Annotated in this window: 11 protein-coding genes and 1 tRNA gene; 4 read left to right on the plus strand and 8 right to left on the minus strand. The window is 64.2% G+C overall.

All coding sequences use genetic code 11. From position 1 onward, the window contains the following. Nucleotides 1-307 (minus strand): SDR family NAD(P)-dependent oxidoreductase (locus ENZ75_RS10755; RefSeq protein ID WP_128278097.1); only part of this gene is annotated, 307 nt, incomplete at its 3' end. Between the two features lie 55 nt (nucleotides 308-362). On the opposite strand from ENZ75_RS10755, the gene ENZ75_RS10760 reads away from it, so the two are divergent. After that, nucleotides 363-1,214, plus strand: coding sequence for a YihY/virulence factor BrkB family protein (locus ENZ75_RS10760; protein ID WP_013529430.1), 852 nt, complete (start codon nucleotides 363-365; stop codon nucleotides 1,212-1,214). 102 nt (nucleotides 1,215-1,316) lie between these two features. Here the strand turns inward: ENZ75_RS10760 and ENZ75_RS10765 are convergent, their stop codons facing one another. Both ENZ75_RS10765 and gluQRS read right to left on the minus strand, forming a co-directional pair. Continuing rightward, nucleotides 1,317-2,213, minus strand: coding sequence for a DMT family transporter (locus tag ENZ75_RS10765; RefSeq protein WP_063169083.1), 897 nt, complete (start codon nucleotides 2,211-2,213; stop codon nucleotides 1,317-1,319). Nucleotides 2,214-2,358: 145 nt separating this feature from the next. Then, nucleotides 2,359-3,234, minus strand: a complete 876-nt coding sequence (gene gluQRS, locus ENZ75_RS10770; RefSeq protein ID WP_063169082.1) for a tRNA glutamyl-Q(34) synthetase GluQRS — start codon at nucleotides 3,232-3,234, stop codon at nucleotides 2,359-2,361. Nucleotides 3,235-3,308: 74 nt separating this feature from the next. Between gluQRS and ENZ75_RS10775 the strand changes: the two genes are divergently transcribed. Both ENZ75_RS10775 and ENZ75_RS10780 read left to right on the plus strand, forming a co-directional pair. After that, nucleotides 3,309-3,950 carry a DNA-3-methyladenine glycosylase gene (locus ENZ75_RS10775; protein WP_013529433.1) on the plus strand — a complete coding sequence of 214 codons (642 nt, stop codon included), beginning with the start codon at nucleotides 3,309-3,311 and terminating at the stop codon, nucleotides 3,948-3,950. A 128-nt stretch (nucleotides 3,951-4,078) separates the two neighbouring features. After that, nucleotides 4,079-4,636, plus strand: coding sequence for an HNH endonuclease (locus tag ENZ75_RS10780; RefSeq protein WP_006328497.1), 558 nt, complete (start codon nucleotides 4,079-4,081; stop codon nucleotides 4,634-4,636). Nucleotides 4,637-4,801: 165 nt separating this feature from the next. Here ENZ75_RS10780 and ENZ75_RS10785 read toward each other — a convergent pair whose 3' ends face one another. Both ENZ75_RS10785 and ENZ75_RS10790 read right to left on the minus strand, forming a co-directional pair. Beyond that, nucleotides 4,802-5,320 (minus strand): disulfide bond formation protein B, encoded by a 519-nt coding sequence (locus ENZ75_RS10785; RefSeq protein ID WP_063169081.1) that lies wholly within the window; start codon nucleotides 5,318-5,320, stop codon nucleotides 4,802-4,804. A gap of 34 nt (nucleotides 5,321-5,354) precedes the next feature. Beyond that, nucleotides 5,355-5,942, minus strand: coding sequence for a YqaA family protein (locus ENZ75_RS10790; protein WP_013529435.1), 588 nt, complete (start codon nucleotides 5,940-5,942; stop codon nucleotides 5,355-5,357). A gap of 274 nt (nucleotides 5,943-6,216) precedes the next feature. Here ENZ75_RS10790 and ENZ75_RS10795 point away from each other — a divergent pair. After that, nucleotides 6,217-6,301: transfer RNA gene (locus ENZ75_RS10795), tRNA-Leu, on the plus strand. Between the two features lie 97 nt (nucleotides 6,302-6,398). Here the strand turns inward: ENZ75_RS10795 and ENZ75_RS10800 are convergent. From ENZ75_RS10800 to ENZ75_RS10810, 3 genes are all read right to left on the minus strand, one after another. Continuing rightward, complete coding sequence (locus ENZ75_RS10800) at nucleotides 6,399-7,682, minus strand: hypothetical protein (protein WP_063169080.1); 1,284 nt, start codon at nucleotides 7,680-7,682, stop codon at nucleotides 6,399-6,401. 232 nt (nucleotides 7,683-7,914) lie between these two features. Then, on the minus strand, nucleotides 7,915-9,195 hold the full coding sequence (locus tag ENZ75_RS10805; RefSeq protein WP_063169079.1) for a GNAT family N-acetyltransferase: 1,281 nt from the start codon (nucleotides 9,193-9,195) through the stop codon (nucleotides 7,915-7,917). Beyond that, nucleotides 9,195-9,516: polysaccharide biosynthesis C-terminal domain-containing protein (locus tag ENZ75_RS10810; RefSeq protein ID WP_206617029.1), on the minus strand; the 322-nt coding region annotated here is incomplete at its 5' end. The genes ENZ75_RS10810 and ENZ75_RS10805, both read right to left, overlap by 1 nt.

Below are 9,516 nucleotides of genomic sequence, written 5' to 3' on the forward strand. Positions count from 1 at the left end.
CGGCGCCCGGCTGCGCATAGGCGCGGTTGTTGAACAGGGCGTCGAGCCGGCCGCCGGTGCGGTCGAGCACCGCCGTCACCAGCGCGGCGATGGAGTCCGGCTCGCAATAATCGAGATAGAAGGCCTCGATGCCGTCGGCCTCGAGCGCGGCGATGTCCTGCGGCTTGCGCGCCGTTGCGAACACCCGCCAGCCCTCCGCCTTCAACGCGCGGGCGCAGTACGCGCCTATTCCCGAAGACGCACCGGTGATGATAATCGAGCGCAACTTCTGCGCCGGACTGTTCGTGGTTTCGCCAAGGGTTGCCATTTGCCGCAATCCCTTCCCATATTCCCGGCGTGGAGACAATTGGAGGGCGCGGTTCTTGTTGCGGAAGATCGTAGCCCTCAAGCGGGTCCTCTACGACGCACTTGGCCATTTCAACACCGATGACGGCTGGGCGATGGCCAGCCATCTGGCGATCACCTCGCTGATGGCGCTGTTCCCGTTCCTGATCTTCGCGACGACGCTGGCGAGCTTCCTCGGCGCGCAGGCGTTCTCCGACACGGCCGTGCATCTGGTCTTCGACACCTGGCCCGAACAGATCGCCAAGCCGATCGCGCGCGAAGTGCTCAATGTGCTGACCGTCAGGCGCACCGACCTTTTGACCTATGGTGTGGTGCTTGCGGCCTATTTTGCCTCGAACGGCATCGAGGCGCTGCGCACGTCGCTCAACCGCGCCTACCGCGTCTCGGAAACGCGCGGCATCATCTACCGCCGGGTGCAGAGCATCATCTTCGTGCTCATCGCCACGGCCGGTTTCCTGGCGATCAGCGTGCTCCTGGTGTTCGCGCCGCTGCTGGCGCGGCTCGCCGAAGCCCATATCGACTGGATCAAGCCCTATATGGGCACCATTACGCTATGGCGTTACGTCATCGCTTCGGCGGTCATTGTCGGCGGATTGTTTGCCGTCCATTTCTGGCTGCCGGCGGGCAAGCGCCGCTTCGTGTCGCTGGTGCCGGGCATCGTCTTCACGCTGGCGGCATGGCTTATCGGTTCGACCATCTTCGCCACCTATCTCGACCACTTCTCGTCCTATGTGACGACCTATGCCGGCCTGGCCTCGATCATGATCGCCGTGGTCTTCCTCTACATGGTGTCGGCGATCTTCATCCTCGGCGGCGAGCTCAATGCCGCGATCAGCCGCTATCTGGAGGCGCGTGCGCGGGTGGGATGACAGGGCGAATTGAGGAATTGAAGAACTGAAGAATTGGAGAAAAAGCGGGCCATATCCGGCGCTGTCTGTGCTTCTTCCTCAATTCCTCAATTCCTCAATTCCTCAATTCCTCAATTCCACAGTTCTTCCCTTGGCCTGCCGCGCCGTTGCCAGGCCGACGCCGAATGTCGTGATCGCCATGCCGGCAATCTGAAGTGCGTTGAGCTGCTCGTCGAACAGGGCCCAGGCGATGATCGCCGTCACCGCCGGCACCAGGTAGAACAGCGAGGCGACCTTCGACATCTCGCCGTCGCGGATCATCACCATCAGCAGGAAGATGGCGCCGAGCGACAGCACCAGCACCAGCCAGGCCATGGCGAAGATGAGTTCGCCATTGATGACGACCGTGTGGGTTTCGAAGGCGAGGGAGGCGACGAGCATCAGCGAGCCACCGCCGACATATTGCCACATGGTCGCCGCGACGAGGTCGCCGCCGGAGGCAAAGCGCTTCTGCCAGATGGTGCCGGCGCTCATGCCGAGCACCGAAACCAGCGAGGCTGTCAATGTCGCCGCGGTCACGCCGCCGCCGAGCGCGCCGAGCTTCGGCCACAGCACGATGACGATACCGATGAGGCCGATGCCAAGGCCAAGCCAGTGACGCGGCAGGATCGCCTCGCCGAGGAATTTGCCGGCCAGCACCGCCGTGATCAGCGGCTGCAGGCCGACGATGAGGGCCGAAAAGCCGGCCGGCATGCCCCTGTGGATGGCCCAGAACACAGCGCCGAGATAGACGCCATGCATCAGGATGCCCGCGCCGGTGGCATGCAGCGCCTCCTCGCGGGTGGCTTTTTTCGAACCCAATACAAGCATCAGGACGGCCAGCAGGATGGCGGCGATGACGAACCGCGCGGCGAGGAAGGTGAACGGCTCCGCCCATGGCATGGCGTAGCGCGCGCCAATGAAGCCGGTCGCCCACAGAACGACGAAGGTGGCGGGAATGAACCGCTTGATGCTGTGCATGTTCCGGAGTCCGCCGCACTGGAGAGAATTGCCGTGGCGATGCTCTAATCCCGTTCACCCCGGCGCGCAAAGCGAAACGGTTGATCCATAGATCACCGGAATTCAACGCCGGCCCATCTGGGGTGGCTTCTTGGTCTCACCGGGCTCAAAGCCCGACCATTCGCCTGATGTCGTCAGGCGATGCGCCGGCATGGCGCAAGGCGGCAAGGCCGGTATCGCCCAGGCTCTTCGACAGTTTTCGCCCGTCGGGCCCGAGGATGAGGCGATGATGGAAATAGGCGGGTTGCGGCAGTCCCAGGAGTTGCTGCAGCAGGCGCTGCACGCCGGTGGCGGAAAACAGATCTTGTCCGCGCACGACGTGGCTGACACCTTGCAGGGCATCGTCCATGACGACGGCGAGGTGGTAGCTGGTCGGGATATCGCGGCGCGCCACGATCACGTCGCCCCAGTCCTGCGGACGGGCTTCGATCGAGCGTGTCGCGGAAAGCGTCTCGTCGGCGAATTCGGTCCAAGACAGGTCCTTGCCGACACGCGCCAAGGCGGCATCGACATCCAGCCGCCAGGCGAAGGGCGCATTCCCGGCGATCCGCCGCTGGCGTTCCTTGACTGGCAGCGCCTTGTCAGCGGCGGGGTAGAGCGGCACGCCATCGGGATCGCGCGGCCAGTCGCGCCCACGCTTTTCACTGTCGGTGATGAAGGCGCGGATCTCGCCACGGCTCATGAAGGCGGGATAGACGAGTTCCTCCCGGACCAGCCGCTCGAGCACCGCCTGGTATTCGGCGAAATGCTCGGATTGGCGGCGCACCGGCTCTTCCCAGCCAAGCCCCAGCCATTTCAGGTCGGCAAGCACGCCGGCCTCGAATTGCGGCGTGCAGCGCGTCGTGTCGATATCCTCGATGCGCAGCAGCAGGCGGCCGTCCGCCCGTGCCGCCAGCTTCTGGTTGAGCAGCGCCGAATAGGCGTGGCCGAGATGCAGGTCGCCATTGGGGCTGGGCGCGAAGCGGAATGTCAGGAGTGTCATCTCTGCGGCGGCAATCGGGTTGTGCGGCGGTTTTGCCAATTGCTACCGTGCTGCCGGTTCAGGAACAAGAAAGCATGCAGCGTATCGCGACATCAGACGACATTGCCCGGGGGCTCGATGCGCTTTGCGTGATCGACCCGCGCCTGGAAAAGGTGCGCGGCATGGCCGGCGAAGTGCCGCTGCGGCTGTCCGAACCGGGGTTTCGAAGCCTGGCGTCGATCGTCGTCTCGCAGCAAGTGTCCCGCGCCAGCGCCGATGCGATCTTCGGCCGGCTGACCAAGCTCGTCGATCCGCTGACGCCGCAGGCGATCCTGGCCGCCGGCGAGGACATGTTTCGCGAGGCCGGCCTGTCGCGGCCGAAGCAGCGCGGCCTGATCGCAATTGCCCAGGCCGTGGTCGACGGCCTCGACCTGCATCACCTCTGTTCGCTCGATGCCGAGGAGGCGATCACGACGATGACGGCGGTGTCCGGCATCGGCCCGTGGACGGCGGAAGTGTACCTCTTATTCGCCGCCGGGCACCCCGACATTTTCCCCGCGCGTGATGTCGCGCTGCAGAGCGCGGTCGGCCACGCGCTCGGCATCGAGCCGCGTCCGCCGGAGAAAACGCTGATCGCATTGGCCGAATCATGGAGCCCGTGGCGAGGTGTCGCATCGCGGCTTTTCTGGTCCTATTATCGTGAAACCAGAGGGCGGGACGCCGCGCCGCCGGCCTGAATCCGCGAAAAATCATAAAAATCATGCATTTTTGGCGCTTCAGCGACGCGACAATCCGCTTCACATCCCTGTCATGTCGGGCTTACAGTATCCGTGCCGTTCGGGTCTAGAACCAAGGAGGTGAACACGTGACGGTTGCCGTATCTCCGGATGGGCTTCCAGCACTGGTGCTGAATGCGGATTACCGTCCGCTCAGCTATTACCCCTTGTCGCTCTGGTCGTGGCAGGACGCTATCAAGGCGGTGTTCCTCGACCGGGTGAACATCGTCGCCGAATACGAGCACGCCGTCTCCTCGCCGACCTTCTCGATGAAGCTGCCGAGCGTTGTCAGTCTTAAGGCCTATGTGAAGCCCTCCAGGCACCCGGCCTTCACCCGCTTCAACGTCTTCCTGCGCGATCGCTTCCAGTGCCAGTATTGCGGCACGCCGGAGGACCTGACCTTCGATCACGTCATCCCCCGCCATCGCGGCGGCGCGACGACGTGGGAGAATGTCGTTGCCGCCTGTTCGCCGTGCAATTTGAGGAAGGGCGGCATGATGCCGGCGCATGCCAAGATGTGGCCGTTGCAGAAGCCTTTCCAGCCGACGGTGCACGATCTGCACAACAATGGCCGCCTGTTCCCGCCCAACCATCTGCATGAGAGCTGGATGGATTATCTCTACTGGGATGTCGAACTCGAACCATAGAGTTCGGCACAAATCCGCCATGCTGGCCGCCTGACGCAGCTTTCTGCGCTTCCGGTGCTCACGTACTTCAGTACGCTCCGCTCCGGTTCTCGAAAGCCGCGCCATCCGACTCAGCCTGGCGAATTTTTGCTCGAACTCTGCGTCGCGCCGTTCAATCGAATTGGTTTAGTCGCGGGCGAAAGCGGCTCGGAAGGCGACGGCGGCGAGGATCAGGCTGGCGATGGCGTTCCAGCCGGCCAGCGACAGGCCGAGGATGCGCAAAGCGGCCTTGTCGCAGGACGGCGGCACGAATTTGTCGAGCGCGTCGAGCACGCCCTTGCCGCCGGTGTCGACCGGTCCGGCGCCTGCGGTACAATCGGTCGGGCCGGCCCACCACTGCCATTCGACGCCGGAGTGGTAGACGCCGAGATAGAGGCCGTAGAGCATCAGGATGCCGCCGACGGCCAGCAGGCCGCGCGTCAGCCAGCTGGGTGCGTGCAGCATCGACGCAATCACCGCCAGCACCATCAGCGGGACGCCGATATAGTAGGGCGTGCGCTGTTCGAGGCAGAGGTGGCAGGGGATATAGCCGCCGAGATACTGGAAGCCGAGCGCCGAGCCAACGGTGGCGGCCATGGCGACGGCGAGGAACAAGGCGGTCAGCGTGCGCTGGCGTCCGGTGTCGGCATTCATGGTCGCTGTCATTTCAATCGGTCCGTCCGGCTTGCAATGGTTCTGTTCAGAACGCGTATTTGACCAGGATATAGAGCAAAATCAGGGCAACCGCGCCGGCGCCGGCGATCAGGCCGAGGCGCTTTTCGATGAATTCGCGGATCGGTTCGCCATAGCGGCGCAGCAGCCAGGCGAGCAGCAGGAAGCGGGCGCCGCGGGCCACGATCGCCAGCACGATGAACAGCAGCAAATTGACGCCGATGACACCGGACAGGATCGTCACCACCTTGATCGGCGGCAGGTGGGCGGCACCCGACGTGATCAGCATCAGGACGATGAAGCCGACGCCGGCGCCCGCGCGCAGTTGCTCGAACTCGTCGTACTTGCCGTAGAATTCGAGGATCGGCCTGGCGACCGCGTCATAGGCATAGTGGCCGATGAACCAGCCGGCGATGCCGCCCAGCACCGAGGCGACGGTGGCGATCAGCGCATAGCGGTAGGCGCGATCCGGCCGCGACAGCGCCATCGGCAGATAGAGCACGTCGGCCGGCACCAGGAACACCGAGCTTTCGACGAAGGCGATGAAGGCCAGCCACCATTCGGCGGATTTGCGGGCCGCCAGCGACAGGGTCCAGTCGTAAAGTCCGCGAAGCATCGGCACTCCTAATGCGTGTCGTTCAATTGCGCAGGCAGGTTGGGGTGTAACGGCATGCACAGAACAAAGACCCAGCGCACGCCATCCGTCCCCGCAGACGTGCCGCGCTTTGATGCGCCGCCTGTCTAGAAAGATTTTCCGCGCTGCACAATGGCAGCCCCGTCACGAAATCGAAAGGCGCAGTTTGGTCGCATCCGGGGCGACGAGGAATTGGCCAGTTGACGAACAGGCCTCCAACCGTATAGTCCCGCGCCATCCAGGCCGCCCGGCCTGAGCCCCTATGGCGGAATTGGTAGACGCGCTCGACTCAAAATCGAGTTCCGCAAGGAGTGCTGGTTCGATCCCGGCTAGGGGCACCACCCTTCGCTCTCCGAGCTTCGGGTGGCAGGCCACTCGAAGTTCAATAGACGAAGGGCGTCACGGTCGCTTTGGCTCCCGATACGTCTCAGCAGGCGATCAACACGCTTTGCGCGCCACGCTGGGGTCGCCGTCATTGGCCGGGCCGATCTCGCCAGCTGCCAGCAATTCGTCGAATGTCCGTTCTAGGTCGGCGCTGTCATCGGCTGCCGGTCCGCTGGGCGGATCCTGGCGTGTCAGCGTTTCCAGCCTTTGGTGAAGCTGGCGGTTCTCGTTGCGGCAACGGGCATGCGCGAGTTCGTCGGTCATGCCGCGCAAGCGGAGATCGGCGAGTTGAACCTTCACCGCGCCACAGTCTCGGCGCGCCGCGTCGCGCTCCTGGCGTAAATTCGCAATCTCGGTTTCCGAGGTTTGGCGCCGATGCTCGGCCACGTCCTCGGCGCGCTGCCCGGCGCTCGGCGTTGCGCGGACCACGCTTTGATCGGGGGTGCTGCGCTGGAGCAAGCGCAACCTCTTTTCAAGTTCGACGGCCCGTTCCTGCGCGGCGGCGGCGCAATCGCCGAGAACGCCGCGCTGATGCTCGACCGTGGACAGCCGCGCTTGCAGGTCCTGCTGTACAAGCATCTGCGCAGATAGTTTGCCGGTCAGTCGTTCGTTGTGGACTTGGTAGTCCGCGACCTTGGAACGAAGCAGCATGGCGGCCTGTTGCAAGCTGGCGAGCCGCAATGCAACGTCCTCACGCGCCTGCTCGGCGGCTTGCCTGGCCATGGTCTCGTCGCGGAGTTGCCCCGACACGCGCGCCAGGTTCCGTCCCAGGCGCTCGACCTCGACATTCGCTTCGAGGAACCGTGTTGCGCGCTGGCCGGCATGCCTATCCGCCTGCGCAATGGTCTGCCGTGCCCTGTTGAGTTGGACCTCCAGGTCGGCGATGGTCTTGCTTGCGATCGATAGCTCGCGCGATTTTCGCCCAAGCTCTTTCGAGGTGCGATCCTGCAAACGTTGCAGCTTCGCCACCTCTTCCTGCAAGTCCCATTTGTCCGTATCGGGAGCGTCGGCATCGTGCGTTTGCGCATCGAGCCTGGCCACATAGTCCTCAACCAGCGACCACGCCAAGTCGTCATCGTTGGACAAGAGCGAGGAGCCGCGCATGGCGTGGGCCTGACTCGAGCCCGTCCGGGCCGAAGTCGAGCCGAGGGAGGCGGCCAGCGTGTCTGACTGGGCCAATCCGGTCACGGGCTCCTCTTCGAAGAGAGGCAAAGCTTGATGCGTGGCGGCTCGGATGCTTCGAATCAGTTCTTCGAAGTCTTCGTCGGCCCTTCGGACAACGGCGCTGTCGTTCGCACTGATGTGCCGGGCGCCGTTGGCCTCATGATTCAGCGACATTTTTCTCTCATCGCGGACCGAATCACTAGACTATCGTGCATCAAGGACAAGAATGCGAGTAGATCTTGCCGGGTTTCACCGGAAAATTGCTGCAAGAAATCTCGTTTTTTTGAAGCGGAAGTCGATCTTAGCGCTTGCCTCTTGGGCAATCGAAGTAAAGTCCCGGCCACCTCTGTGTCAAATATTGCAGCGAAAATGTGCCATCCTTCCAGAACCGCACCCTTGCCTTTTCTCAGCGCCGCCCCAACAAGCTCTTCATGCGGTTGCGCAGCAGGCGGGCCATGTTGCGGGTTTCGCGGTAGAGGTGCAGTTGCGAGGCGGCCTGGCGGGTGAGGCGGTCGGCGTCCGGCGTCAGGCCGATCACCAGCGTGCCCATCGGCTTGCGCTCGGCCCATAGCCGGCTCATCACCGGATGGTCGGGCACGGCGCAGGAATCGGTCATCATGATGTTGGGATCGTCGAGATGCTGCCCGGTCACCTCGATCATCAGCAAGGTGCCCGGCGAATAGCTGGCCAGCGTCTCGTCATAGGCGGTCTTCCAGGTGTAGGCGATGCCGGCTTCGACGAAGACGATCAGGCAGGCAATGGTGCGGCCGTCGAGCGTCAGCGAATGGATGCGGCACATGTCCTGCTCGGCCAGCCGGTGCACGGCTTCGCGGGCGAAGGCGGCGCGGAAACGGTCGATCGCCATGGCGGTGCGTTCGCGGCCCTTCCAGCCGGCCGCCTCCAGCGTCAGGAAGTTCTCGATGGCGTGGCGGATGTCTTCGGGGCCGCGCGCCACGACATGCTCCAGCCTGCCGAGGTCGCCGAGGCGCCGCTTCAGCCGCCGGAATTCGCGATAATGGTGCGAACGCAGCGAGGCCTTCAGATAATCATCGCCGTCGCGCTCGCTCTCCAGCGCCGGGCGCAGGGTCTGGCCGGTGGTGACCAGCATCAGGCCGCGCGTCTCGGCCACGGTGGCAAACAGGCTCGCCACCGGGCCATCGAGCCGGACATCGGGCAGGACGAACACTTTCGGCAGCTTGAGATGCGGGCGCGACAGCATCGAGAAGAAATCCTCGACGACGCCCACCGGGTCGTCGCGGTCGACCAGCGGCGTGCCGAGCGGACCGAACGGGCTCGACCATGTGCGCATCACCGGCACGCCGAGCGGCACCACCGGCCGTTCCACTGAGAACGGCACCAGAAGGCGCAGCCGGTTGCGGTATTCGTCGCCGTCGCGGATGACCGCCAGCCGCACCTCGCGATCTTCCAGCCGCGGCATGGCGGGCGCAAGGAAACGCGGGTTGAAGAACACGTTGGGCTCGACCGTGCGGGCGCAGAGATAATCCAGCTCCTCGACCAGGTCGAAACCGGCGGATGCCGGGTAGATGGCGAGCTTGCGCTCGGGCCGGTTGTTGGCGAGAATCTCGATATGGGCGGGGTCGGCGTCACGGGTCAGCCCGGCAAGGCCCGACACCATGGCGCCGGCGGTGCCGCCGCTGGTTTCCTCAAGCAACGGGATGGCAGCCATCACGCGGCTCCTTTCGCAGGCACGAAGATAAGCATGACGATGCCGAGCTTGCGCCACACCGTGAAGGACAGCGCGCCGGCTTCGAAGATCATGGCAAAGGCGGTGGCCATGGCCGCGCCCCACAGGCCGAACATCGGGATCAGCATCACGTTGAGGGCGATGTTGAAGGCCAGCGTCATGGCATAGACGGCGGCGCAGATGTTCTGGTTGCCGCTCATCGTCAGCAGGCTTTCGCAGGGGCCGACGGCGGCGCGCGCCGCGACGCCGAAGACGAGCAGGAACAGCAAGGGATAGCCGATGCTGGTGCTGTTCGGCCCGGAA

The organism is Mesorhizobium sp. M7A.F.Ca.CA.002.04.1.1 (assembly GCF_004022805.1).
Taxonomy (GTDB): Bacteria; Pseudomonadota; Alphaproteobacteria; order Rhizobiales; family Rhizobiaceae; genus Mesorhizobium; species Mesorhizobium ciceri.